The organism is Mesorhizobium sp., assembly GCF_004962925.1.
In the GTDB taxonomy this organism is placed as follows: domain Bacteria; phylum Pseudomonadota; class Alphaproteobacteria; order Rhizobiales; family Rhizobiaceae; genus Mesorhizobium.
In genome coordinates this window covers 11,659-37,515 of record NZ_SUEO01000003.1, presented here as the reverse complement: position 1 = coordinate 37,515, position 25,857 = coordinate 11,659, and the positions used below count along the sequence as shown (strand labels likewise).

Below are 25,857 nucleotides of genomic sequence, written 5' to 3'. Positions count from 1 at the left end.
GGGGGATCGGAACGAAAAACGCCATCCTGCAAAGCTTCCGCCGGCACGTCTCGGCCGTCGAGCCACATGCCGATCAATCGCCGGGTGAGAGGTCCGCGATGTCGTCAACTGTCTCAGGCCCAACTTTCTCAGGCGCAATTTTCTCAGGCAGAGCATTCAGGCTGCTTGCCGCGGCCGGTCTCGTTGTCGGCGCGTTCGCAGGGGCGGCCGCTGTGGGTCTGCTACGGCAGCCGCGACAATACCGCGTCGATCCCCCCGTATCGGCGGCACTTGAGGGGTTGCGCATGATGCCGAACGGCATAGCGGGAGCTCCGCCGGAAGTTTATTTTGCGCTGGGCCAACCCTACGAGAAGACAGCTTACGACCTCAACCAGGGCAAGCGCCTCTATTCCTGGTTCGGCTGCGCATCCTGCCACGGCGACGGAGAAGGCGGGGCGGGGCCATCGTTTTTGGACGGATGGTGGCTTTACGGGCCCTCAATGGTCTCAATTGCAGCTTCCATTCGTGATGGGCGCCCGCACGGGATGCCGGCATTCCGCAACAAGATGACGATTGACGAGATTTGGCAGCTCGCGGGCTACGTCAAAGCCATAGGAGCCTATTCCGCCAAGCTGACTGCGCCAAGCCGGAACGACGAGCGGCGGACCCGGCCGGCCGAGAACCGTGCCCCGGCAGCGATCCTTTTCGATCAGGGGGCCGCCCCTGTCCGTCCAGAGCAGGGGCCGTCGCCTTGAAGAGAGCCGCGATTTCCCTCCCGCTCCTGCTATTGCTTTCCGGATGCGGCGGCGTTCAGTCGGCTCTCGACGCGCACGGGCATACCGCGATCCTTCTCAAAAACCTCATCATTTTCGTCGTGGCGACCTGCTTCGCCGTGTGGATCATCGTCATGCTCGTGCTCCTCTGGTCCCTCATGCGCCGTGGTGAGCGGCAAGCGGCTGATGATCGAAGCTTGGATAGACGGATGATGATAGCGGTATCCGGAGCGGTCGCGGCGACGGCGCTCATCATCAGCGTATTGACGATCGCCAGCTTCTACACGACGCGTGGCCTCGATCCAGCTCGGCATGCCGATGTGACGATCCGTGTCCGCGCCCAGCAATGGTGGTGGCAGTTCGTTTACCAAGACGCCGATCCAGCGCGATCTTTCCAGACCGCCAACGAAATCCACATTCCTGTCGGAAAAGACGTGCGTGTGCTGCTCGAAAGCAGCGACGTCATCCACTCCTTTTGGGTGCCGAGCCTTGCGGGAAAACAGGATCTTATCCCGGGACGAGAGAATATCCTGACGCTTCGGGCGGAGCGGCCAGGCGTCTATCGCGGCCAATGCGCTGAATTCTGCGGGCTTCAGCACAGCCATATGGCTCTTTTTGTCATCGCGGAAGATGAGGAGCGCTACCGGCAATGGGCCTCAGCCCAGCGGAAAGAAGGGCTGGAGCCGCGCGAGCCGGAAACGGTCGCCGGCAAAGCCGCGTTCATGGCGAGGCAATGTGCGGCCTGCCACACGATCCGCGGGACCGAGGCATCGGGAATCACCGGTCCGGATCTGACCCACATAGGAAGCCGCCACAGCATCGCCGCCGGGCTGCTTGAGAACACCCGCGGCTCGCTTGCAGCCTGGATTGCCGACCCGCAGACGCTCAAGCCCGGCAACAACATGCCGATTGTGCCGCTCTCGGCTGACGAATTGCGGCAGATCTCCGCCTACATGGACAGTCTGAAATGATGATCGAGCAGAGGGCATCGGCAGCGACCGACGTCGATCTGGACGATGCCGAACTCGACCGCGAGCTCGATCGGACCTGGGCCGCTCGGACCAGCTTTTGGGGTGCAATCGCGACCGTCGATCACAAGGTGATCGCGCGGCGCTACATTGCGACCGCATTCGTGTTTCTTGTCCTCGGCGGCTTGCTCGCGCTGGCGATGCGTATCCAGCTGGCGCAGCCGGAGGCACGTTTTATTGACGCTGGTCGCTATAACCAGATCTTCACCGTGCACGGGTCGAACATGATGTTCCTGTTCGCCGTGCCTGTGATGGAAGCCATGGCGGTTTATCTCGTGCCTCTGATGGTCGGCACCCGCAATATAGCCTTCCCGAGACTGAATGCCTTTTCCTATTGGATATTCCTGGCCGGCGGCATCCTACTTTGGATTTCCTTTGCGCTCGACACGGCGCCGGACGTCGGTTGGTTTGCTTACGTGCCTCTCTCGGGACCTGAATATGGCGCAGGCAAACGCGCTGACATCTGGGCGCAGATGATCACCTTCACCGAATTGTCGGCGCTGGCGGTCGCGGTGGAAATTGTCGTCACGGTTTTGAAGCAGCGCGCACCGGGCATGTCGCTCGATCGGATACCCCTGCTGGTCTGGTCGATGCTCGTCATGGCGTTCGTCGTCATCATGGCAATGCCGGCCATTATGTTCGAGAGCTCGACCCTTATCATGGACCGGCTTGTCGGAACGCAATTCTACAATCCCGCCGAAGGCGGCGACGTGCTGCTCTGGCAGCACCTGTTCTGGTTCTTCGGTCACCCAGAGGTCTACATCATCTTTCTGCCGGCAGTCGGTATGGTTTCAACGATCCTTCCGACGTTCGTGCAGCGTCCGATATTCGGCTATTTACCTGTAATGATGGCGCTGATCGCGACCGGAGTGTTGGCGTTCGGACTGTGGGTGCATCATATGTTCGTGGTCGGCCTGCCGCGGCTTGGTGAGAGCTTTTTCACCGCTTCGAGCATGGCGATCGCGATTCCGGCGGGCGTCCAGATCTTCTGCTGGCTGGCAACGCTCTGGTCGGGGCGGCCGATATTCAAGACGCCTCTGCTCTTCGTGATCGGCTTCATCATCACATTCGTGATCGGTGGCCTGACGGGAGTGATGGTGGCGTCGGTGCCGTTTGACGCTCAGGTCCACGACACTTATTTCGTCGTCGCGCACTTCCATTACGTGCTGATCGGCGGCGCGGTATTCCCTTTGATCGCCGGCATCTACTACTGGTTTCCCAAGATGACCGGCCGGATGATGAGCGAGCGGCTGGGGCGGTGGGCATTCTGGCTGATCTTCGTCGGCTTCCACCTTACCTTTTTTCCGATGCACATTCTCGGGCTGCAGGGCATGCCGCGCCGCATCTACACCTATCAGCCGGAGATGCCCTGGGGCGGGCTTAATCTGCTCATCAGCCTCAGCGCGGTCATCCTGTCCTCAGGCTTTCTGGTCTTCTTCATCGACGTCGCCCGCAGTTGGTCGACCGGCCGGCCGGCCGGGCAAAATCCATGGAATGCATCGACCCTTGAATGGGCAATGAATTCGCCGCCTCCTCGCTATAATTTTCGTCGCATTCCAGTCGTCGATACGCGCGACCCCCTTTGGTCTGGGTCCGATGAACTGCCGGTGGCGTCAGGTCTGCGGACCGATCGTCGCGAACTCCTGATCAGCAGCGTCGTCGAAGCCCTGCCAGAGGCGCGCGAGTCATCGCCGCGGGACTCCGTCTGGCCATTTTGGGCGGCCATCGCCACTTCGATCATGCTGATTTGGTCGATCTTTTCGCCCTGGGCCATCGTCTGGGGCTCCATCCCGATCGCGATCACCCTGATAGGATGGTTCTGGCCGAAGGGTATTGCGGAGGATGAGTCATGAAGGAACGGCCTGTCTTGGATGTTTCGAAACTGCCGCTGCACGGCATGGGAACAGCAAGCCCGGCCTGGTGGGGCACGTGCACTTTCATGCTCATCGAGGGATCCGCCTTCGGCCTGGCGATAGCCGTCTATTTCTACCTGATGAGCCTGGCGCCGCACTGGCCGCCCGATGCGCCGCCGCCTGATCTGTTTGCGGGGACATGTTTGACAGTTCTGCTCCTGGCGAGCGTTGTGCCGAACGTTCTCGTGTCCCGCTGGGCGCAGCAGAGGAAGCTGGGAAGGGTTCGCATTGGCCTAATCGTGATGTCGCTGTGCGGCATGGCGCCACTTGCATTCCGCATTTTCGAATTTCCGGCTCAGCATGTGAGCTGGGATGAGAGCGCTTACGGCTCGATTGTATGGACCATACTCGGCCTTCACACCGTCCATATCATCACGGATCTCATTGATACGCTGGTGTTGGCGTGCCTGATGTTTTCTCGGCACGGCGACAACATTCGTCGATACGGTGATGTCGAAGACAATGCGCTCTATTGGAACTTTGTCGTCATCGCGTGGCTTCCTCTCTATGCCTGCATCTATTGGGTGCCACGTCTATGAGTATCGGAGCGGCGAGGTATGGAGGATTTTTGGCGCCGGGCGCATGGGCGATCAACACCCAACTCGGCCAAATACTGCCCTATGTGGACTGTGCCAACAGCACAGGCTGGACGGCCGTCGCGGCGTTCGCAGCTACCGTCCTGGCGCTGACAGGCGTGCTCATCTCGCGCGACGATGGCGTTTCGACAGCCTCTAGAACGAAGCTCTTCATCAGCAGGCTGAATGTGCTCCTCGGCCTTACCTTCGCCTTTTCTCTTGTCCTGCAGGGAGCAGCTGCACTGCTGCTGAGTGGATGCGAACGCTGACCACCATCGTGCTGCTTCTGATGAGTGCCAGCCCGATGGCGGCGCATGACGGGGACGCGCATGGTTCGGCATTAGTCTGGACGTTTGATCCATGGATCGTCGTTCCGATCGCGGTGGCCGGCGGTCTCTACGCAGCCGGTTCTTTCAGGCTGTCGCAGCGGTCGAACAATCGGCGCTTTCCGATCAGATCCGCAGGCGCTTTTTGGGTCGGATGGATCATGTTGGCAGCTGCGTTGATATCACCGCTACATTATTTGGGGGAGCACCTGTTCACCTTCCATATGGTCGAGCATGAGCTCGTCATGGCGGTTTCGGCGCCGCTTTTTGTGCTGGCGCGACCAATTGGGGTGCTGCTCTGGGGCCAGCCGAGATCGATCCGGCGTCTGGTTCGCAACGCCGTGAAAACGGCTCTTGTCGGAAAAGCCTGGGATGCTTTGAGCACAGGACCTGGAGCAACCCTCCTGCACGGTTTCGCCATATGGATCTGGCATGTGCCAGCCTTGTTCGATGCAGCGGTGAGCGATATAACGCTCCACCGGCTGCAGCATCTGAGCTTCTTCGTCACGGCGGTCCTCTTCTGGTGGGCAATGGTCTGGCGAAGCGATCGCGGCTTTGCCTCGTGCCACCTGTTCCTGACCATGCTGCATACCAGCGTTCTCGGCGCGCTGATCGCGCTTGCACCGCGCGCCATCTATATGGTGCAGACGCGAGCCGCCGATGACTGGGGCCTCACGCCGCTGGAGGATCAGCAACTGGCGGGAATCTTAATGTGGATGCCCGGCGGCATCATCTATGCCGGAGCGGCGCTGACGATGCTTGCGCTGTGGATCGTAAATTCGGGCAAGGGAGATCTCGATGCCAGTCGTTTCCCTTCGCCCTGATTTCCGTTTTGTTTTGGCGAGCGTCCTATTGGTACTGCTGCTGGTCGGGATCGGAGCCAACCTCATCAAAGACCGGGAGCAGCGTCACGCGGTGGCGGTGGCGATGACAGGCGGTGATCCGTCACGGGCCCCCGCGATTTTTCGCAGATATGGATGTGGAGGATGCCACCTCATTCCCGGCATACCCGGCGCCGACGGCAAGGTCGGCGGCCCGCTTGTCGATCTGCGGCAGCAGGTCTATGTCGGCGGTGTCGTCAACAACACCCCAGACAATCTCGTCCAATGGATTGTTTCCCCGCAGCGCTTTTCATCACGGTCGGCGATGCCTGCAACCGGTATTTCGGAAGCAGAAGCGAGGGATCTTGCGGCCTATCTCTATGCACGCTGAGTCAAGGATGCGGCGTTGGCCGTGCCGGCAGCGATTTGATGTAGCGCGCGAGCGCCATGCGGTCGCTTTGCGGCAGTTGAGTGATATTGGAGACGACATCGACCATCGACGATCCCACGCGCCGGTGTTCCGGCGTCCTCCCGCTCGTCAGAACTTCTGCAATCTCGGTCTCGGACCAGCGGCCAATACGGCTCGGCGTGATGTTCGGTGCAAATCCCGTGCCCTCTGGATCGGGACCTCCCGCGAACCGCGTTGACGGCTTGATTGCTCCCAGGATGTTGCGTGTCGAATGGCAGTCGTCACAATGCCCAAGCACCTCTACGAGATAGGCGCCTCGATCATGAAGGGGATCGCCGTTCATGCGTGCCTCTGATCTGCCTGCATCGAAGAACAGCAGTTTCCAGAGGCCAAGAAGGCGGCGGATACGAAACAGCAGAGGGAGGCCGTGGGGCGGCGGGCGTCCAGAAACGGCCGGCAGCGTTTGCAGATAAGCATAGAGATCCCCAACGTCTTCGATGCGCATGCCTGTGTAATTGGGATAAGGGAAAGCGGGATAATAGTGTTCACCGGCCGGCGAAACGCCGGAGATCAACGCATTTGCCAGATCGGCGGCCGACCATGATCCGATTCCATCGATGGGGTCCGGTGAGATATTGGGAACGCGGAACGTTCCGAAAGGGGATGCCAGAGCTAGGCCTCCACCGAGATTGAGCGGATCGGATTGGCCTGGCTTCGCATGGCAAGAACCGCAGCCGGCCGCAGCGAAGACGAGTCGCCCGCGAGCCGCATCGCCTCCCAGCAATGCCCTATCGTCAGGCGCGAACCGAGGGGTCGCCGCCGTGATGAACCAAAACGCAGAAAACAACCCCGCGATGATGACGGCGAGCACCCATAACCAGCGTTGATTGCTCGCTCGGCCGCCGCTCACCAGTATGCGATGTTCAGATAAGGCGTTTCGATGTGCTTCGTCATGAGCGAGATCGTAGCCGTCTTTTATTATCATCGAGTTCATCGCGCTTGGGCAGCTGGAGCTCACCGTCTTCGAAATTCTGCCACCTCAGCGGCATGACTAGAAACCAATGCCCGGAACACAAGTTCCCGATTTTGGGACGTTGCCGCTTTTGGTGGGGCCGATGAACACCTCCTGGCCGAGATTGCGCGTGCCGACCATGGCGCAGATGATGATCATCGCCAGCGCAATCAGGATCGTCTGGTAGACGCCAAGCCCTTCAGCTGCGAGCCTCGCGCACGTCTTTCGTCGCCTCAACGATCCGCTCGAGCAGGGCATGGAGATCGTCGCGGTGGCCGCTGCGGCCGGCGGGGCCATCTTCATCGGAAGTCATGACCACGGTCAGCGCGCGCCCGGGCACAACATAGACCATCTGCCCGCCATACCCCCACCCGTAGAGGACCGCCTCGTCTGCGATCTGACGGATGTACCAACCATAGCCATAACCTTCACTGGTGAAACGGGAGGCTGTGCGTGGCTGCCAGGAGAGCTTGATCCAATCGGCCGGCACGAGCTGCCGTCCACTGCGGCTCATCCCGCCGCTGCGGTAGAGCTCGCCAAAGGCGAGCAGCGAGCGCGGGCTCATGGCCATCTGGTTGCCGCCGAGATATATGCCCTGTGGGTCCCTGTCCCAGGCGGCGATTGAAAAGCCCTCCTGCGGCCCCAGCCATTCGCGCGCCAGTTCCAGCGTTGAGCGGCCGGTCCGGCGCGTCAGGATCGCCGAAAGGAGATGGGTTGAGCCGGTGGAATAGAGCATGGTACCGCCCGGTTCGTCGTCGAAGGGCATGGCGAGCGCTGCCCGCACCCAGTTGTCGCTTGCCACCCAGCGCCCGTAGTTTGGGCCGGAGGTCCGACCCAGCCCCGCCTGCATGGAAAGCAGATGACCGATCGTAACCTGCTGGAGCCGAGGATCCACGTCGGCGGGCAGGTCGGCCCGAAAAAGCGGAGCGATCTTCTGGTCAGTGCCTTGGAGCACGCCCTTGTCGATGGCGATGCCGACGAGTGCGGAGATGATCGACTTGGAAGCGGATTTTATGTTGGCCGGACGTGCCGGAGAGTGGCCGCGATAGCCACGCTCCGCGACCACCGCGCCCTGATGCGCTATGGCGACCGTGCGCAGCGGCGTCAGGCGCTCGGCCTCATCAAAGAGCTTTTCAAGCCGTTCCGCCAGGCCGTCCGCACCGTGAGCAGCGACGGAAAGGATGAGGAGAAAGGCTAGAATCACGATGGGGAGCTTCAGCATGAAGCCAGATTGGGATGCATTTCGGGCAAGACGAAGGTGACGAGGCTGGTAAGACGTCTCGTCGCTCGGATATCGCTGGCCGCTTGGCTTAGATCCGGGCGCGAGGCTGACGTTTCGGGGACGCGCGATCCTCTATTTTCCGGCTACCCAAGCCTGGCCCGTGCCTTCGCCGTCCAGGCGTTGAACAGCCGGTCGGCGACGATGCCGATGAAGGCGATGGCGAGGCCAGCGACGATGCCGCGGCCGGAATCGGCCTTGGACAGCGCAATGAACACCTCCTGGCCGAGATCGCGTGTGCCGACCATGGCGCAGATGATGATCATCGCCAGCGCCATCAGGATCGTCTGGTTGACGCCCAACATGATCTCCGGCAACGCCAGCGGCAGTTGCACGCGCAGGAACGTCTGGCGCTTGGTGCAGCCCGACACCTTTGCCGCCTCGATCAGTGCCGGCGGCACCTGCCTGAGGCCGTGATTGGTGTAGCGGATGGCCGGCACCACGGCGAAGGCGACGGTGGCGATCATCGCCGTCACGTCGCCGACGCGAAACAGCATCACCACCGGAATGATAAAGCAGAACGACGGCAGCACCTGCAAAGTGTCGATGACCGGGGTGACGATCTTCTCGACACGGTCGCTGCGCGATGCCATCAGCCCGATCGGGATGCCGATCAGGCAAGCGATAAAGGCCGAGATGCCGCAGAGATAGACCGTCGCCATGGTTTTTTCCCAGAGGCCGGTCACCGCGCAGAAGACGGTCAGTGCTGCGACCAGGGCGGCCAGGCGCAGGCCGCCAAGCTGGTAGCCGGCAAGGCCAAGCAGGAACACCGCGCCCAACCACGGAAAACCCTCACAGAAGGCACGCACCGGGTTCAGCACATTGAGGATGAGCGCCACGCGGAACGCTTCGATCGTGTCGAAGAAGTTGATCGTGATCCAGCTCACCGCTGTCTTCCACAGGGGTGCGGTGGTGAAGGTGATCGCCTTCGGCACCGCGGCGAAGGCCGGCACGAACAGGCCAAGCAGCGTCGTGGCTGCAAGGATGGCGATAGCCAGCGTCAGATTGGGGTAGCGGCGCCAGAAGCTCGGGCTCACCTCTTGATAGACATGGCCTTGCGCGTGATTGCGCGCGATCGCCTGGCTCAGCCGGTCGAGCGCGATTGCCAGCGCCACGATGGCAAGGCCGGCTTCCATCGCCTCGCCGACCTTCAGCGCCCTGAGCGCCAGCAGCACGTCGTAGCCAAGGCCGCCGGCGCCGATCATCGAGGCGATAATCACCATATTGAGCGCCAGCATGATGACCTGGTTGACGCCGACCATCAGCGTCGGCCGCGCCGAGGGTAAAAGCACGCGCCACAGTTTCTGGCGCGCGGTGCAGCCGGCCATCTCGCTGAAATCGTCGATTTCGGACGGCACCCGCGACAGTCCCAGCATCGTCGCGCGCACCATTGGCGGCGTCGCGAAAATGGCAGTCGCGATCATCGCCGAAACCGGGCTGTTGCCGAACAGCAGAAGCATCGGGATCAGATAGGCGAACGTCGGGATGGTCTGCATCAGATCAAGGGCAGGGGAGATCAACAGCCTCTCCGCCCATGGCTTGCGCCACGCCCAGATGCCGACGAACAATCCGGTGACGATGCAGAACGGCACGGCGATGGAGATTAGCCCGAGCGTCAGCATGGCGCTGGTCCACTGGCCGAACAGCGCGATGTAGAGGAAACAGCCGCCGACCAGCGCGCCGAGCTTCCAGCCACCGGCGGCGCGTCCGGCCAGGAATGCACCGATGCACACGCCGACCCAGGACAGGCGCGGCAAGACGACCATATCCGCGCCACGGCCGATCTTGAAATTCTTGGCAAGCAGGTTGAGCGCGAAATCGAGCGGTACGCTGAGCACCGCGGTGATCGACCGCGTTAGCCAGGAGAAGTTCGACTTTATCAGGCTCATCAGGGCGCTGACCCAGTCGGCGACGGGAACGATTGCGCCGGCCGGATAGTTGACGGCCCAGGGCAGCCTGTCCTGCAGCAGGAACACGGCAAGCACGACGGCAAGGGCGCAGGCCCAGACCACCAGCCAGAGCTGAACCGGCCGCGATCTCGCCTCGCTGGTGCTTGCCGTCACCGTCATGCGCCGGCCCCGGGACGTTCGATGCCGGCCAGAAGATCGATCACCGCTTGCGGCGTGACCTCGCCGATCGGCTTGCCCGTGCCGTTGACCACCGCGAACGGCTTGCCGGCGGAGACGATGCTTGCCGAAAAACTTGATATCTTGGCATCCGGCGCAACCGCGCCGCCATGCTCGGTGCCGTCGCAGGCGCGCATCAGGCTTCGTGCCGAGATCACCTTGGCGCGGTCGACGTCCCGGGTGAATTCGGCGACATAGTCGGTTGCCGGATTGACCACCAGCTCCTCCGGCGTGCCGATCTGGATGACCTCGCCGTCCTTCATGATAGCGATGCGGTCGGCCAGCCGGATGGCCTCGTCGAAATCATGGGTGATGAAAACGATGGTCTTGTGCAGCATGGTCTGCAGCCGCATCAGCTCGTCCTGCATCTCGCGGCGGATCAGCGGATCGAGCGCCGAGAACGGCTCGTCGAGAAACCAGATTTCCGGCTTGGTGGCGAGGCTGCGGGCGATGCCGACCCGCTGCTGCTGGCCGCCGGAAAGCTCACGCGGATAGAAATGCTCGCGGCCGCGCAGGCCGACAAGCTCGATCACTTCCCGCGCGCGCTTCTCGCGCGTCGGCCGGTCCTGCCCCTGGATGCCCAGGGGAAAGGCGATGTTCTCCAGCACGTTCAGATGCGGCAGCAGGGCAAAATTCTGGAACACCATCCCCATGCGGTGACGCCGCAGCTCGATTAGCGCGCCATCGGAGATCTTCAGCAGATCCTTGCCCTCGAACTCGACCTTGCCATGCGTTGGCTCGACCAGCCGCGACATGCAGCGCACCAGCGTCGATTTGCCGGAGCCGGACAGGCCCATGATGATGAAAATCTCGCCTTGGCGGATTTCGAGGTCGACGGCGCGCACGGCGCCGACCAGCCCGGCCGCAGCGACGTCCGCCATGCTGGCCTTGCCGTTGCGTTGGCGGATGAAATTGGCCGCGTTCGCGCCGAACAGCTTCCAGACGTTGCGGCAGGCAAGTTTTATCGGGCGGGCATCGTTTGGCATGCCTGCCGCGTGCGGCACCTGTTCAGTCGTATCGGCCATGCAGTCGTCCTTCTGGAATATGGGATAGAGACCCGGTCATGAATGACCGGGTCTCGCAGTTTTCCAGTTGGAACGATCACTCGGCCCAGGCTTTCCAGTCGGCTTCGTGGGCGGCGATCCAGGCAGCGGCGACGTCTTCCGGCGTCTTGCCTTCGAGATCGATCTCGCCGCTCATCTTGTTGAGCTCGTCGGTGTCGACCGTGTAGTTTTTCGCGACCTTATAGGCGACCGGCCATTTGTCCTTCATGCCGGCCCAGGAATATTTCCAGATCTCGCCATGCGGCTTGCCGCAGTCATATTTGGCGTCCGGGTTCGTGCCCCATTTCGGATCGTTGTAGCACTCCGCCGTATAGTCGGGGAATTCGACCCATTCGCCCTTGTATTTGGCTGGCGCCCAATGTGGCGAATACACCCACAGCATGATCGGCGCCTTGCGCTGATAGGCCGATTCCAATTCGGCGAACATCGCCGCATCGGTACCGGCATGGATGACGGTGAAGGGCAGCTTCAGCGCCGCGGCACGCTCGTCGTCAAAACCCTCCCATGTCACGGGGCCACCGAGATAGCGGCCTTTCGGCGCTGTTTCCGCGGTCGAGAATGCCTCGGCGCATTTCGGGTCCTTCAGCGCCTCCCAGTTCGGCAGGCCCGGGCATTTCTCCTTCATGTATTCGGGATACCACCATTCTTCCTTGGCCTTGGGCCCAAGCTTGCCGAGGCGTTCGGTCTGCCCGGTCGCATCCGATGCCTTCATGGCTTCGCCGGCCGTCGTGTCCCAGAACTCAAGGGCGACGTCGAGATCGCCATTGGTGAGGCCGGTGGTCAGGCTGGAGAGATAGTCGGCCGTCGGGTATTCGACCGTGTAGCCGAGCTTTTCAAGAATGCCGCCGAGGATCTTTGCGTTCAGGTTGACGCTGGTCCAGTCGAACAGCGCGATCTTGATAGGGTCGTTGGATTCTGGCGCCGCAGCCTGGGCCGAAGGCGTGAGTGCACTTGCCGCGGCAAGTGTTAAGGCTCCCATTGATAGTCTCGAAATCATACTCCGCAGTGACATGCTTGTTCTCCTGTCAAGCTCTAGTGGAAGTTATCGTTCGTTCCCTTTTTCTGGTCTTTTTTGATTGTGTTGGAAAAGCTGGTCGTTGCGCAAGGCCGTAGGCACCACATTGCTGCCGGCGCAGACGGAATGATGCCCAATTTGATGAAGATGTCGTGCGGGACGGGTCGCGTCATGGCTGCCGTGCTGCCGAAGCAGTGATCCGCCGATCGATCGCCGGTCTTTCGGCGCCCTCAAACTTGCGAGCCATCAAGGTCCCATGATGTCGGCTGTCGGCAATCACCGAAGCCATTTTCATGGGATGAAATTATATATACCAACGTTCATGTCGCGCAACGAATAATGCGACCAGAGCATCGGATCGAAAAGTGTGAAGCGGTTTTCGGATAATCCGATGCTCAAACAAGAACATCGTGAAATTCGAACGGGCGCAGCCGTCCGATCCTCACGACATGATCAAGCCGCCATCGACATTGATGGTCTGGCCGGTGATGTAGGCGGCATCGTTGCTGGCCAGAAAGCTGACCAGGCCGGAAACATCCTCGCCGCTGCCGGCGCGGCCCATCGGGATGTTCTTCACCCATTCGGCCATCAACTCGCCGGGCTTGTAGTCGCCCATCAGCTTGCCCCATGCCGCGTCGTTGTAGGCCCACATGTCGGTGTCGATGATGCCGGGACAGATCGCGTTGACGGTGATCTTCTCCTTCGCCACTTCCTTGGCAAGACTCTGGGTGATGCCGACGACGCCGAATTTAGACGCCGCATAATGCGGCGTGTAGATAAAACCCTGCCGCGCCTGGCCGGAGGCGGTGTTGATCAACCGGCCGCCGTCGCCATGCTTGCGGATGCGCGCGATCGCCTCCTGGCAGCACAGGAACACGCCCTTGGTGTTGACCGCCATCACCTTGTCCCATTCTGCCTCGGTCATCGCCTCGATTCTGGCGATGGTGATGACGCCGGCATTCTGCACGGAGATGTCGATACGGCCGAACTGCTGTTCGGCCAGATCATAGAGGGCGGCGACCTCGTCCTTTTTCGTCACGTCCATGCGCAGCGATGCGACCTTGGCGCCTTCCGCCTTCAGGCCGGCGGCGACCTCGTCGACGCGCAGGTCGATGGCGCTGACGACGACGGCAGCACCCTCCGCCGCGAAGCGTCTGGCCATCGCCGCACCGATGCCGCCGCTGGCTCCCGTGATGACCGCCGTTTTACCCTGGAATCGCTTCTGCATTTTCTCTCCTACCAGCAGACGAAGCCGCCATCGACGATCAGGTCGATGCCGGTGACGAAACTCGAGGCGCGGCTGGCCAGGAACACGGTCGGGCCGACCATCTCTTCCGGCGCCGCCATGCGCCCCATCGGCGTATCGCGCTCGAAGATCAGGACCTGGTCGGCGACCTCCGGGCGCTTGTTCATCGGCGTCAGCGTATAGCCGGGGCTGACGACGTTGACGCGCAGGCCGCGATCGGCCCATTCCATGGCGAGGCTCTTCGACAGGTGGATGACGGCAGCCTTCGACGAATTGTAATGCGCCTGGGTCAGGCCGCGGTTGACGATCGAACCTGACATCGAGGCGATGTTAATGATCGATCCCTTGCGCCGCGTCAGCATTGCGCGCGCTTCGGCCTGGCAGGACAGGAACACCCCGCTGACATTGACATCGTAGAGCTTTTGCCATTTCTCCAGCGACAGCGTCTCGGCCGGCTCGGCCGAGGCAACGCCGGCATTGTTGACGGCGATGCTCAGCGCGCCGAGTTCTTTCTCCGTGCGCTCGATCGCCACTGCCAGATCGGCCTCTGAAGTCACCGTGCCGGTCAGCACCAGTGCCTTGCGGCCGAGCGCCGAGATCCTGTGCGCGGTCTCGTCCAGCCCGCCCTTCGAGGCATGGCCGAAACAGGCGATGTCGGCGCCGGCTTCGGCCAGGCCGATGGCGATTGCTTGCCCGATGCCGCTGCCGGCGCCGGTGACGAGTGCAACGTCCCCATGAAGATCGAATAGTTTCATCGAAATGTTCCCTATTGAGCCGCCGGTGCTGCCTAGGAAGGAAGGGGCGCCAGTCTTGGCTGGCGCCCCGCGCGGTCCGGTGCTTGGGAGGATATCACCTGCTGCGCTTTGTTCCGATCCCCGATCGCTGGTTGCGTCCTAGCTTGTGGCAAGTTCCATGACGGCGACGTTGCTTGCTTCGCTGCGGTCGAGAATTCCGCGTTGGCGGCCGCGGCTCAGCACCAGCACGCGATGCGACAGTCCGAGCACTTCCTCGAGGTCGGAGCTCACCACCACCACCGCCATGCCGGAGCGGGCGAGGTCGGCGATGACATCGTAGATCGCTGCGCGGGCGCCGACATCAATGCCGCGTGTCGGCTCGTCCAGGATGAACACCTTGGGCGGCCGTGAAATCCATTTGGCGATGATCACCTTCTGCTGATTGCCGCCGGAAAGCTTGCTGATCGCCTGGTTTGGCCGGCCCTTGACGCCGAGCCTGGAGATGCCGGCCTCGGCGAATTTCTGCACTGCTTTCGGGAACACCCAGCCGTTCGGCGCGACATGGTCGAAATTGCCGATCGCCAGATTTTCGCCGATGGTCTGGTCGAGCACCACGCCTTGTGCCTTGCGGTCTTCCGGCACCAGCACGACGCCGGCCTTGATCGCAGCCGCTGGGCCATTGAGATGCACCGGTTTGCCGGCGACGCGCACCGACCCCGATGAAATCGGATCGGCGCCGGCAATCGCCCGCACCAGTTCTGTGCGGCCGGCGCCGATCAGCCCGGCGATGCCGAGGATTTCGCCGGCCCGCACCGAAAAGCTGACATTCTGAAAACTGCGTTCCGGCGAGGACAGGTTCTCGACTTCGAGCAACATCTTGCTGCCCGGTTCCGAGAGCGGCGGGAACATCCGTTCGACGCTGCGGCCGACCATCTGCTCGACCACCGTGCGCACCGGAATGTCGGCGCGCTCGTGCCGGGCGACGATGCGCCCGTCGCGCATCACCACCACGCGGTCGGCGATCTCAGCGATCTCGTCCAGCCGGTGGCTGATATAGATGAAGGACATGCCTTCCGCCTTGAGCTTGCGAATCTGCTTGAACAGCAGCTCCGTTTCCTCGCTGCCAAGCGCTGCCGTTGGTTCGTCGAAGATCAGAAGCTCGGCATTCAGCGTCAGTGCTTTTGCGATCTCGACCTGCTGCTGGGCGGCAATGCGCAGCGTGCGCACCTTGCGCTCCGGCGAGACCTCGAGGCCGAGGCGCTTCAGTTGGGCCGATGCCTGCGCATTCATGGCTGCACGGTCGATGCGGCCGCCGCGCATCAACAGGCGCCCGACATAGACGTTCTCGGCCACCGACAGGTCCGGCAGCAGCTTCAGTTCCTGGTGGATCATGCCGACGCCGGCATCGATGGCCGCGGCGGGAGAGGCGGGGGAATATGGTTTCGCCCGCCATGTGATGCTGCCGGCATCGGATTTGGTCGAGCCGGCGATGATGTTCGAAACGGTGGACTTGCCCGCGCCATTTTCTCCAAGCAGCGCCACGACCTCTCCCGGCCGCACCTCGAAGCTCGCATCGGCCAGAACCTGGACCGGTCCGTAGCTCTTGCAGAGGCCGCTGACGGAGAGCCCCAGATGGGGGGTCTGCGTATGGCTTGGATCCAAGGACATCGTTCCGTTACCGATTGTCAGGGATGCTTGGCGATGAACTGATCGACATTGTCCTTGGTGGTCAGTGTCGCGTCCTGCAGCTGTTCTGCGGGAACGGTTTCTCCGGCCACCAGCTTGACCGCCGCATCGACGGCAAGCCGGCCCATGCCTTGCGTCTGCTGTGTCGCTGTCACGTCGAAGACGCCGCCTTTCAGTGCCTTGAGCGCCGCCACGTCACCGTCGAAGCCGGCAACCCAGACCTTGTGGCCGGGATTGGCGACCTTGACCGCCTGGGCCGCACCGAGCGCCAGCGCGTCGGCCTGGCCGATGACGATCGACACGTCGGGATGCGACTGCAGCAGGTCCTGCGTCAGCTTGAAGCCTTCGTCCTGATGCCAGCCTTCGCTCCACAGCTCGCCGACCACCTTGATGTCGGGATAGGTGCTCAGCGCTTCGCCGCAGCCCTTCGAACGGTCGACCTCGGGCGTCGTGCCTTTCTGGCCATGGATGATGATCAGCTCGCCCTTGCCGCCGGCCTGCTTCGCGATGTAGTCGCATACGGCCTTGGCCGATGCCACGCTGTTGGTGGCGATGAAGGTGTCGCCGGGCGCGCCGTCGGCGTTGCGGTCGACATTGATGACCGGGATGCCGGCAGCCTTGGCCGTCTTGGTCGGCACAGTGGCAGCGGTGGCGCCGGCCGGGATGTAGATCAGCGCATCGATGTTCTGTGTGATCAGGTCCTGCACCTGGCTGACCTGGGTCGCCGAATCGCCCTTGGCGTCGACGGTGACGATTTCGATGCCCTTTTCCTTGCCGTAGGCTTCGACGGACTGCTTGATCTGGTTGAAGAAGTCGGCCTGCAGATTGGCGACGGCAAGGCCAAGCTTCTTGGCTTCCTGGGCCGAGGCCATATCGGATAGACCGAGCAGCGGAATGACGGCTGCGGCAGCAAGCAGCAATGAACGTTTGGTCAGCATGTGTTTCCTCCGTTGATGTTCAAATCTGTCCCGCCGGCGCATCACGGCGCCCTTGGCCGAACAACTCCCAGTTCGGATCAACCGATCCGTTTTCGCCCGGACACCCGAGCGAATTCGTCATTGCGCCCCGCTCTTCATTGCGCTCTGCGTCGCCACGTGTCCGTGGCCACCGCCAGCGCGATCACGACGCCGATCACCACCTGCTGGATGAAGGGCGACACGCCGAGCAGGTTCAGCCCATTGCGCAGCACGCCGATGATGAGCACGCCGATGGCGGTGCCTCCGATCGAGCCGACGCCGCCCGACAGGCTGGCGCCGCCGATCACCACCGCCGCGATCGTGTCCAGCTCGTAGCCGAAACCGGAGCTCGGCTGGACGGAATCGAGCCGTGCCGCAAGCACGATGCCGGCGAGCCCGGCCAGCACGCCGCAGACCGCGTAGACCCAGTTGGTCAGCGAGTTGACCGGTATGCCGGACAGCCTGGCGACCTCGGCGCTGCCGCCGATGGCATAGAGGCTGCGGCCGGTTGCGCGGTAATTCAGGAAGATCGCAAAGATGATGGCCAGCACGATCATCAGCCCGACGGTGACCGACAGGAAGCCGAAATGGCGAATGATCGACAGGCTGGTGAACCAGTCGGGAAAGCCGATGATCTGCGAGCCGTCGGTGATCATGTTGGCGAGACCACGCGCCACCGACATCATGGCGAGCGTGGCGATGAAGGGCGGCAGCTTGGTGACGGTCACGAGCAGGCCTGAAACCAGCCCGCAAAGTCCAGCAACGACGAGTGCCGTGACGATGCCGGCGGGCATGCCGAGATTGAGGTAATCGGGATGGGCGACGAAGCCCATCACCATGGCGGCAAGCGCCAGTACCGAGCCAACGGACAGGTCGATGCCGCCGATCAGGATGACCAGCGTCATGCCGATCGCCATGATGCCGAGCACGGTGACCTGGTCGAGCACGTTGAGGATGTTGCGGACGGTCAGGAATGTGTCTGTGGTCAGCGACAGGGCAAGGCACAGCAGCACCAGCCCGATCAGCGGTCCCATGGTCCCGGCGAACAGGGCAGAAAGCTTCGCGCCCGCCGCGGCCTGCGCACCTGGGCCGGCTTTCAACTCGCTTGCACCGTTGCTCACAGCCATTTTGTCTCCTCCACCAGCAGTTCGGCGATGCATCGCCGGCTCGCCGTTGTTCACCAGGCACCTCCCTGTGAACAATTTATCTTTGGTATGCAATTTTGTTCAGCTAAACTGTTCGTCGGAAAATTGTCAAGGCCCGCGGCATCATTCCGCCCTGGTTTGCGCCGCCAGGCGGATTGCCTTACGGAAGAGCACGAAATGCCGCGTTTCAGGTCCGGTCTCATCCCCGCGAATTCATTCCAGCTGCTTGAGCAGGGCAGGACGGCCAAGACAAAGTAAATGTTGACCATTTGGCTTTCATCTCGCGTTGTGGACGTTATCCTGTCGATATCTTAAATCTTGAATCCTGGGCACGCAGAACGATTTCGGGTCACTTGGTCGGACACGCCATCTGAATGGCATTTAAGGATCCGGACGACCGCGGGAGGGCAAAAAGATGGCGATGATAGAGAATGACAAGGCCTCGCGCTTCCCGGATGTCGAGCTGAAGGCCCGTGCCGCGTGGCACTATTATGTCGAGGGTCTGACGCAGGAGAGGATTTCGGAGATCCTCGGCATCGGCCGCATCAAGGTGCATCGCATCCTCTCCGCCGCACGTGAGGAGGGCGTCGTCCAGTTCCGCATCCGCGACAGCGTCGTCGAATGCATGGTGCTGGAAGAGGCTCTGAAGCAGCGTTTCGGGCTCAGCCAGGCCGTTGTGGTGCCGTCGGCCGCCGACCGGAGCAATGCGCCGCTGATGATCGGCCATGCCGCGGGCGCCTATCTGGCCGACAATGTGAATCCCGGCGATGTCATCGCGCTCGGCTGGGGGCGGACGCTGAAATTCGCCATCAATGAATTGCCGCGGCGGCCGATCGCCAGGACGACGGTGGTCTCCATGCTGGGCGGCCTCACGCACGCCCAGCCGCTCAACCCGACCGAAAGCGCCTGGGAATTCGCCGAAAAGATCGGCGCCGAGTGCTTTTTGCTGCCGGTGCCGGTCTATGCCGACAGGCCGGAGCAGCGCGACGCCTTCATGAGCCAGCGCAGCGTTCAGGACGTCGTCTTCCGTGCGCGCCGGGCAAACATCGCCGTGCTCAGCGTCGGATCGTTTTCCAACGACAGCCCGATCGCCAATTACGGCTTCATCAAGCCCAGCGAACTCGAGGAGCTGCAGGCGGCTGGCGCGGTTGGCGATATTTTATGTCATTTCATCGACGCCGAGGGCCGGCTCGTCGACCATGAGGTCAATCGCCGGGTCTGCGCCTATCCGCTGCAGGATCTGCCGGACATCCCGGCCATCATCCTGGTTTCGGGAGGGCAGGAAAAGATTGCCATCATGCGGGCGGCGCTCGCCGACACCAAGGTCTCGGTTCTGATCACCGACGAGGATGCGGCCAAGGGCCTGCTCAACCGCTAGGCCTTGCTTAACGTCTCAAGCCGCACATGGATGTCGCGCGTCGCCTGATAGAGGTCGCGGTAGATCGCCTTGCGCGCGCGGTAACCGGAGACCAGGCCTCCGACCGGGGCTACATGCCTGGTCGGTGGCGTGGACATCGCTTCGGCCGCAATCTGGGGTGAGGCAAACCATCCTACTGCCGAGGCCGCCAGCATGGCGGCGCCGAGTGCAGCGGCCTCGTTGACCGGTGAGACGGAGAGCGGCCGCTCGAGCACGCTCGCCATGATCTCCATCAGCAGGGCGCAGTTGGTGCCGCCGCCGGCGGCAATCATCGCCGCCGGTTTGCCGCCGGCTTGAGTTTCCATTGCCTCGCTGGCGATGGCCTGCTCGAAGGCGATGCCTTCCAGAACCGCGCGAAAAAGGTGCTTCGGCTCATGGTCGAGTGACAGGCCGACAATGACGCCGCGCGCCGCACCGTCCCAATAGGGGCTCATGACGCCGGCCCAGTACGGCATGACAAGCAGGCCCTCGCTGCCGGCGGTAACGTCAACCGCCGCTTTTTCAAGTGCGGCGGCAGATGGCGAACCGGTCGTGCGAACGATCCAGTCGACAAGCTGCATGCCCGAGCGCAGCACGGTCTCCAGCATGAAGCCCGAGCCGGTCGGCGAGACCAGCGTTCGAAACGCGTCCGACGTCGTGATCTCATGGGAATAGCAGCCGCTGACGACGCCCGAGCCGAGCGAAAGATAGCTTTTGCCTTCGCCATAGACGCCCATGCCGAGGCCCATCGCCTGACCGTCGCCGGCGCCGGCGACAACAGGCGTGCCAGCCTTCAGCCCGGTCAGCCTGGCCACGCTTTCATTGAGTCCGCCGCAGATCGCGCCGGGCGCGACCAGTTCCGGCAACTGATCCGGCCGCAGCCCCGCTGCCGCAACGAGCTCAGGGTGCCACGTGCCGTTCTTGACGTCGAGAAGCCCGAGCGGATCCGCACTTGCCGTGCTGGTGACCAGTCGTCCGGTCAGCCGGTGGACGAAGAAGCCATGCACGTCGACGAGTGCGGCTGCGTCGTCGAGCGCTTGCTGCTGGTGTTCGGCAAGCCAGGCGATGGCATAGAGCGCGGGCGTCGGATCCGGTGGCTTGCCGCTCCAGTCGCGGATCGCCTCGCGGCCGAGTTCGGCCGACAGCCTGATAACTTGCGGGCGGGCGCGCTCATCCAGCCACAGGATCGCCGGAATGAGCGGCTTGCCGGCATGATCGATCAGCGTGAAGGTCTCGCGCTGGTGAGCGATGGAGATCGCCGCCACTCGCGAAGCGCCAACCGCCTCAGCGACCTGCTTCAATGCACCGAGCAGTGCGGTCCACCAGTGTTCGGCGTCCTGCTCGAAATGGCCGGGCTTGGGATTGGCGAGCGGATAGGCTTCGCGCGCCTGGAACAGCTCCTCGCCATCGCGCGTGAAGGCGATCGCCTTCACGGCCGTCGTCGAGGCGTCGATCCCGATTACGACATCGTCCATCAGGCGGTGATCCGGTGGAGTCAGGCTGCGTTTGTAACGAACCGCCCGTCCGATTGGTCGAGACGACGGCGAATCTGGGTTATCACCATCGAATCGTCGGGTACACAATTTTCATAGGTGAGGAAGTCGCCGGTCTTGACCGGCTTGACCACCTTGGCGCGTTCGGCGAGGCCGAGCGGCAGGGCGCCGCGGGCGCGCGCGTCCTCCCAGGCCATGGCGAAGCCGCGATAGTCGTTCTCGCCGATCATGCCGAGCGACTGGCCGAGGCCAAGGTCGCTCTTGGCAACCGCCACCGCCTCGGCCACCGGATGGTCGAGCGGCTCCATGTCGGCGCGCTTGTAGACCACCGCACGCGCCGCCGACAGCGGCACTTCGAGGCTGGTCAGATGGTAGGGACGGAAGATCGTGAAATAGGGGCCCTTGCCGACCTTGAGGTCGACCATGCGCTCCAGCACCCGCGGATGCCGGGTCTCGATGATGCAGAATACGCCGGGCGCCACGCCCTTGCCGATCGAATAGTCGACGACGCCCTTGCGATGCAGCACGCCGCCATCCTCGCGCGGACAAAGCACGCTGGCGAGCTCCTCAAGCGTTGCTGTCGGACCATGCATGCCCGGCACGTCGGGCACCAGGCCGGTGGCATTGGCGATCGCTACCATCTCGATGGCCGTCTTCGAGCCGTCGACGAACTCGACCAGCATGCGCGCATTCATGTTGCGCTCGGCCGCCTCCTTCTCGTAGTCGGCAGGCATGGCGTCGATCTTCAGCGGGTTGTTCTTGCCCTTGCCGGCGGCGATGATGTTGAAGCCGAGGCTTTTGGCAAAGCCGATGATCTCCAGCGTGCAGGCCGGCTCGTCGCCGGCGGCACCCGTATAGACGACGCCGGCCTTGCGCGCCTCGTCCTTGAGGAAGCGGCCGATCGTGATGTCGGCCTCGACATTCAGCATGACGATGTGCTTGCCGTTCTTCATCACTTCGAGCGCGAACAGCGTGCCGATGTTGGGATTTCCTGTCGCGTCGATGATGACGTCGATGCGGCCGGCCGCTGCCAGCGCGTGCAGGTTTTCGGTCACCGCGATCTTGCCGGCCTCGATGGCACGGTCGATCGCCGCCGCATTGCCTGCCTGGACGATATCGGAGCGGTCGTGGCCGGCGAGAAGTGCTGCGTCGATCGCCGCCTGCGGCCTGACCTCGGAAATGGCGCCGATCCGCATGCCCGGCATCAGCGCAACCTGGACGACGATGTCGGTGCCCATCTGCCCGGCGCCGGCAAGCCCGATGGTGATCGGCCCCTGCTTTTCAGCGCGTTGCAAAAGTTCCGCTGCAAATTGCGGATGGGCCATATCGCTTCCTCCAGTTCCTGACGCGCCGGAGCGTCGAGATCATCATTTTGAACATTCCTATTTCCAAATGAAAAATATTTCAACCTGCAATTCGGTAGCCTTCTTTCCAAATTGCGTGATTTCGATTTGTGCGGCCTCGGCATGCGGCTTGACTGCGCAGCCGGCTAGTGCCTGTCGCCCAAAAAGGTGCGCAGCGGTGTGGGATAACGGCATGCATAAAAACAAAGGCTCAAAGCGCGTCGATTGAATCCGTTTCAACGCGACACGCGTTAGGGATCGGAGAAGGGCGGTGATCTTTAGGATGCCGACGGCGATGGCCGAGGCCGCATGCCCGGCGCATGCCAGTTTCTCAGCTGCCGACCGCGAAGAACGGCGCGCCGAGCAGGTCGGGAACGACATCGATGCCGAGACCCGGCCCATCCGGAATACCCATGCGGCTGCCCGAGACCGGCGGCATGTTCGATGCGGTGCGCACCGTCACCCATTCGTGGAAGGCGATGGCGTGCAGCCGGCGCTCCTCCGGCGTCGACAGCGATAGATGCGCCATGGCTGATGTGTCGATCTCGGCGCCGCCAGTGTCCTCGACGGTGATCATGAAGCCTAGATCGACGGCAAGGTCGCGGATCTGGCGAGTCTTGGTCACGCCGCCCAGCCGCGAGATTTTCAGCGTCAGCCCGTCGGCCGCGCCCTTGCGATGGATGTCGAGCATGTCGTCCAGCGAGGCGACGGACTCATCCAGCACCATCGGCTTGTCGAGCGAGCGGCGCACCGACATGCATTCGTCGATCGTGGTGCAGGGCTGTTCGAACGTGTAGTCGATGGCGCGTGTCGCATCAGCGAACTGGCGCGCCTGATAAGGCGTCCAGCCGGCATTGGCGTCGCAGAAGATCACTGTGCCCTTCGGCACCGAAGCGGCGACCGCGGTGACGCGCTCGATGTCGTCATGGACGTTGCCGCCGACCTTGACCTGCAGCCGGTGAAATCCGTTCTTGACGATGCGCTTGGCCAACGCCGCCATCGTGTCGACCGTGCCATGGGTGACGACCTTGTAGAGTTCCGCCGTTTCGCTCTCGCGTCCACCGAGCAGCGTCACCAGCGGCACGTCGGCGGCGCGTGCGGCAAGATCTGAGCATGCCATGTCCAGCGCCGACTTGATGTAGGGATGGCCCTTGAACACAGTATCCATCAGCCTGCCGAGACTGGCCAAGGCCCGGGGATCGTGGCCGAGCAGATGCGGCGCGATTTCCATGACGCCGGCGCGCGTGCCGGCCGCGAAGGCCGGCGAGTAGAAATTGCCGAGCGGCGCCATCTCGCCCCAGCCGGTGAGCCCGCTGTCGGAGGTGATGGCGACGATCACCGCGTCGAACGCATCGGCGACACGCCCCTTGGACATGCGGTAGGGCCCGTCCACGAAGGGCTGCACGACATGGTAGGCCTTGATGGTTTTGATCTGCAATTTCTTTGTCCGTTGTCAGAGATTCGTTGCTGGTGGCGATGCTGCGGCTTCACGCCTCTCCCGGCCGCTCGCGCGGCAAGCCTGGGCGATCGGCCCTCGCGCCCTTGGATTCGAGGCTGCGCGCATAAGCAAGCAGCTCCTCGAAATCGAGACCGATATGCTCCCTGGCGTGGCGCTGGGCGGCGCGCATGTCGGAGCCCTTCAGCAGCCGCACATAGGTCTCGTGGATGTCTTCGGCGGGCACCGGCTCTTTGCGCGCCCGCTGGTGGAGGGCAAAATACATCTGCAGCCGGCTGGCTAGGCGCTGCCAGGTCTCCAGCAACACCGAATTGTCGGCCCATTCATGGATCAGCCCGTGCAATTGCAGCGCCATTTCGATCTGGCGGGTGGTGTCGAGATCGCGCGTCGCCTGCTTCACCGCGTCGTGGCGCCGGTCAAGCTCGTCGAAGAAGCGCCGGTCGCGAAGCCGCCAGGTCAGTTCGATGGCGAACTCATCCAGCACCTTGTTGAGCGAATAGGCGTCGTCGATGTCCTTGGCGGTCACATCGATGACGAAGGTTCCGGCGTAGGGAATGCTGGTCAGGATGCCTTCCTGCACCAGTTCGCGCATTGCTTCGCGCAGCGGCGCGCGGCTCACCCGCATCTGCTCGGCAATCCTGAGCTCGTTGAGTTTTTGCCCCGGTTCCAGCTGGCCGGTCAGGATCGCGCGCCTGAGCAACACCACGATCTCGGCGCGCCTTGTCGTATCCGCGATCGGAGCAAAATCCAGCTTCCCCATTCGGCCACTCCACAAGGAACCAAAATCAAGCAGATTGTCGACAATCTAACAAGTGATTATTTCCGGATTCCGGGCAGAATGTCGGCGACTTCGTTCTCACACAGTCCGGCCGTAAAAGCCGACCCGCTCCTCGTCGCTGAACATCACGCCTGATTTCTCGTAGTACGAAAACACCGCGATCACGCGCTCGCGTTCGCCTTCGACCGTGGTGACGCGATGCGCGGTGTTCTTGCCGCGGAAGACGTTCAGCGTGCCCGGCTTCATGCGCAGGATCTTCGCCTCGGGGTCGCGCCCTTCGAGCAGCCTGGCAACGCCGTCGTAATTGGGATTGTCGTCCGAAAGGAGATCGGTGCGGTATTCAAGATCGCCGCCGCGCTGCGCTGCCTGCAACAACAGGGTCGTGGTGAATTCCGAGCGGTCGAAATGCCAGTTCAGCGCCTCGCCGGCGCGATAGGCCATCACATTGGTGCGCGCCAGCGGGTCCTGCATGACATGCAGCCGCGGCTTTCCCATCGCTGCGGCCAGGAAGCGCAGCAGCGGCTCGTATTCGTAGATGGCGAGCACGAGGCTATCAGGTATCTGGTCGGCGCAGACCGTATGGCTGATGGTCTCGACCTTGCGCAGCGCGGGATGGTCGGGAGCGAGTTCCGGGAGATCGGGCTTGAAGTAGATGTTGTGCATGCGCCTGTGCACGTGCGACCGCGTCGCCATGACGGGCTGGATTTCCTGCACCGCCCGTTCGGCCACGCCGGGCCGCAAAAAACCCTCGAGATTGAACATGCCGTCGGCTTCCAGCGCCGCAATCGAAATCTCCACGAGGCGCTTCCGCTCAGCGCTGCCTTCACGGTCGAGCGGGTACCGGTCCAGATCGAGAATGTTTTCCATCGTCTTATGCTCCAAGGTTCGGACACAGAAGACGGCAAAAAAATCTTTCTCTCAACGGCGAAAATTATTAGTCTTCCGCAGGAAAAACTTATGGAAGGCTGGCATGGAACGGCTCCCTCCGCTGAATGCGATCAAAGCCTTCGAGGTCGCCGCGCGGACTGGCAGCTTCACTTTGGCCGCTACCGAACTCGGCGTATCCTCGGCGGCGGTCAGCCAGCAGATCCGCAATCTGGAAAACTGGTTCGGCAAGCAGTTGTTCGTGCGCAGCGGCAACCGCATCACGCTGACCGACGCAGGCCATGCGATCTATCCGCAGACGGCGCGCGCCTTGGGTGACATTGCCGCGATCGGGCGGCGCATGCTGGAGGGCGGGCTGAGGACGCGTCTCGTCGTCAGCGTGCCGTTTTCGCTGGCCGAATTGTGGCTGGCGCCCAGGC

Annotated in this window: 25 protein-coding genes; 10 read left to right on the top strand and 15 right to left on the bottom strand. The window is 62.5% G+C overall.

Features of this window, described 5'->3' with window-relative positions:
• The first annotated feature begins 98 nt into the window (after positions 1-98).
• The 7 genes from E5W87_RS01705 to E5W87_RS01675 are packed head-to-tail and all read left to right on the top strand — an operon-like array spanning position 99 to position 5,806.
• Positions 99-734 (top strand): cytochrome c, encoded by a 636-nt coding sequence (locus E5W87_RS01705; protein WP_292393485.1) that lies wholly within the window; start codon positions 99-101, stop codon positions 732-734.
• Positions 731-1,723: a cytochrome c oxidase subunit II gene (coxB, locus tag E5W87_RS01700; RefSeq protein ID WP_292393370.1), complete on the top strand. Its 993-nt coding sequence runs from the start codon at positions 731-733 to the stop codon at positions 1,721-1,723. The genes E5W87_RS01705 and coxB overlap by 4 nt, the downstream gene beginning before the upstream one ends.
• Positions 1,723-3,633, top strand: a complete 1,911-nt coding sequence (ctaD, locus tag E5W87_RS01695) for a cytochrome c oxidase subunit I (RefSeq protein WP_292393483.1) — start codon at positions 1,723-1,725, stop codon at positions 3,631-3,633. Before coxB ends, ctaD begins: the two co-directional genes overlap by 1 nt.
• Positions 3,630-4,232: a cytochrome c oxidase subunit 3 gene (locus tag E5W87_RS01690; RefSeq protein WP_292393368.1), complete on the top strand. Its 603-nt coding sequence runs from the start codon at positions 3,630-3,632 to the stop codon at positions 4,230-4,232. Before ctaD ends, E5W87_RS01690 begins: the two co-directional genes overlap by 4 nt.
• Before the next feature lie 29 nt (positions 4,233-4,261).
• Positions 4,262-4,537 (top strand): hypothetical protein, encoded by a 276-nt coding sequence (locus tag E5W87_RS01685; RefSeq protein ID WP_292393366.1) that lies wholly within the window; start codon positions 4,262-4,264, stop codon positions 4,535-4,537.
• Positions 4,525-5,418: a cytochrome c oxidase assembly protein gene (locus E5W87_RS01680; RefSeq protein WP_292393364.1), complete on the top strand. Its 894-nt coding sequence runs from the start codon at positions 4,525-4,527 to the stop codon at positions 5,416-5,418. The genes E5W87_RS01685 and E5W87_RS01680 overlap by 13 nt, the downstream gene beginning before the upstream one ends.
• Positions 5,393-5,806, top strand: coding sequence for a cytochrome C (locus E5W87_RS01675; protein WP_292393362.1), 414 nt, complete (start codon positions 5,393-5,395; stop codon positions 5,804-5,806). The genes E5W87_RS01680 and E5W87_RS01675 overlap by 26 nt, the downstream gene beginning before the upstream one ends.
• A gap of 1 nt (position 5,807) precedes the next feature.
• Here E5W87_RS01675 and E5W87_RS01670 read toward each other — a convergent pair whose 3' ends face one another.
• Positions 5,808-6,818, bottom strand: a complete 1,011-nt coding sequence (locus tag E5W87_RS01670) for a cytochrome c (protein WP_292393361.1) — start codon at positions 6,816-6,818, stop codon at positions 5,808-5,810.
• A gap of 67 nt (positions 6,819-6,885) precedes the next feature.
• On the opposite strand from E5W87_RS01670, the gene E5W87_RS01665 reads away from it, so the two are divergent.
• The gene (locus tag E5W87_RS01665) at positions 6,886-7,023 is read left to right on the top strand and encodes a hypothetical protein (RefSeq protein ID WP_292393359.1); all 138 of its coding nucleotides are present in this window, start codon (positions 6,886-6,888) and stop codon (positions 7,021-7,023) included.
• 12 nt (positions 7,024-7,035) lie between these two features.
• Here E5W87_RS01665 and E5W87_RS01660 read toward each other — a convergent pair whose 3' ends face one another.
• From E5W87_RS01660 to E5W87_RS01620, 9 genes are all read right to left on the bottom strand, one after another.
• On the bottom strand, positions 7,036-8,058 hold the full coding sequence (locus E5W87_RS01660; protein ID WP_292393357.1) for a serine hydrolase: 1,023 nt from the start codon (positions 8,056-8,058) through the stop codon (positions 7,036-7,038).
• 143 nt (positions 8,059-8,201) lie between these two features.
• Positions 8,202-10,184, bottom strand: coding sequence for a proline/glycine betaine ABC transporter permease (locus E5W87_RS01655; protein WP_292393355.1), 1,983 nt, complete (start codon positions 10,182-10,184; stop codon positions 8,202-8,204).
• Positions 10,181-11,266, bottom strand: coding sequence for a glycine betaine/L-proline ABC transporter ATP-binding protein (locus tag E5W87_RS01650; RefSeq protein ID WP_292393353.1), 1,086 nt, complete (start codon positions 11,264-11,266; stop codon positions 10,181-10,183). Before E5W87_RS01650 ends, E5W87_RS01655 begins: the two co-directional genes overlap by 4 nt.
• Positions 11,267-11,342: 76 nt before the next feature.
• Positions 11,343-12,317: an ABC transporter substrate-binding protein gene (locus E5W87_RS01645; protein WP_292393352.1), complete on the bottom strand. Its 975-nt coding sequence runs from the start codon at positions 12,315-12,317 to the stop codon at positions 11,343-11,345.
• A gap of 445 nt (positions 12,318-12,762) precedes the next feature.
• A complete protein-coding gene (locus tag E5W87_RS01640; protein ID WP_292393350.1) occupies positions 12,763-13,548 on the bottom strand; it encodes an SDR family oxidoreductase in 786 nt (261 codons plus the stop codon).
• Between the two features lie 8 nt (positions 13,549-13,556).
• The gene (locus E5W87_RS01635) at positions 13,557-14,321 is read right to left on the bottom strand and encodes an SDR family oxidoreductase (RefSeq protein WP_292393348.1); all 765 of its coding nucleotides are present in this window, start codon (positions 14,319-14,321) and stop codon (positions 13,557-13,559) included.
• A 138-nt stretch (positions 14,322-14,459) separates the two neighbouring features.
• On the bottom strand, positions 14,460-15,968 hold the full coding sequence (locus tag E5W87_RS01630) for a sugar ABC transporter ATP-binding protein (RefSeq protein ID WP_292393347.1): 1,509 nt from the start codon (positions 15,966-15,968) through the stop codon (positions 14,460-14,462).
• A 17-nt stretch (positions 15,969-15,985) separates the two neighbouring features.
• Positions 15,986-16,924 (bottom strand): sugar ABC transporter substrate-binding protein, encoded by a 939-nt coding sequence (locus E5W87_RS01625; RefSeq protein ID WP_292393345.1) that lies wholly within the window; start codon positions 16,922-16,924, stop codon positions 15,986-15,988.
• 134 nt (positions 16,925-17,058) lie between these two features.
• Positions 17,059-18,069, bottom strand: coding sequence for an ABC transporter permease (locus tag E5W87_RS01620; protein ID WP_292393343.1), 1,011 nt, complete (start codon positions 18,067-18,069; stop codon positions 17,059-17,061).
• 433 nt (positions 18,070-18,502) lie between these two features.
• On the opposite strand from E5W87_RS01620, the gene E5W87_RS01615 reads away from it, so the two are divergent.
• Complete coding sequence (locus tag E5W87_RS01615; RefSeq protein WP_292393341.1) at positions 18,503-19,465, top strand: sugar-binding transcriptional regulator; 963 nt, start codon at positions 18,503-18,505, stop codon at positions 19,463-19,465.
• Here the strand turns inward: E5W87_RS01615 and E5W87_RS01610 are convergent.
• The 5 genes from E5W87_RS01610 to E5W87_RS01590 form a co-directional block, all read right to left on the bottom strand.
• The gene (locus E5W87_RS01610) at positions 19,462-20,958 is read right to left on the bottom strand and encodes an FGGY family carbohydrate kinase (protein ID WP_292393339.1); all 1,497 of its coding nucleotides are present in this window, start codon (positions 20,956-20,958) and stop codon (positions 19,462-19,464) included. The two genes, E5W87_RS01615 and E5W87_RS01610, sit on opposite strands and share 4 nt — an antisense overlap.
• A gap of 20 nt (positions 20,959-20,978) precedes the next feature.
• On the bottom strand, positions 20,979-22,301 hold the full coding sequence (locus E5W87_RS01605) for a homoserine dehydrogenase (protein WP_292393337.1): 1,323 nt from the start codon (positions 22,299-22,301) through the stop codon (positions 20,979-20,981).
• 349 nt (positions 22,302-22,650) lie between these two features.
• Positions 22,651-23,757, bottom strand: coding sequence for a mandelate racemase/muconate lactonizing enzyme family protein (locus E5W87_RS01600; RefSeq protein ID WP_292393335.1), 1,107 nt, complete (start codon positions 23,755-23,757; stop codon positions 22,651-22,653).
• A 49-nt stretch (positions 23,758-23,806) separates the two neighbouring features.
• Positions 23,807-24,535 (bottom strand): GntR family transcriptional regulator, encoded by a 729-nt coding sequence (locus E5W87_RS01595; RefSeq protein WP_292393333.1) that lies wholly within the window; start codon positions 24,533-24,535, stop codon positions 23,807-23,809.
• Positions 24,536-24,631: 96 nt separating this feature from the next.
• Positions 24,632-25,420 carry a 2OG-Fe(II) oxygenase gene (locus tag E5W87_RS01590; RefSeq protein ID WP_292393331.1) on the bottom strand — a complete coding sequence of 263 codons (789 nt, stop codon included), beginning with the start codon at positions 25,418-25,420 and terminating at the stop codon, positions 24,632-24,634.
• Between the two features lie 103 nt (positions 25,421-25,523).
• Here E5W87_RS01590 and E5W87_RS01585 point away from each other — a divergent pair.
• On the top strand, positions 25,524-25,857 hold a 334-nt coding region (locus E5W87_RS01585; protein ID WP_292393329.1), incomplete at its 3' end, for a LysR family transcriptional regulator.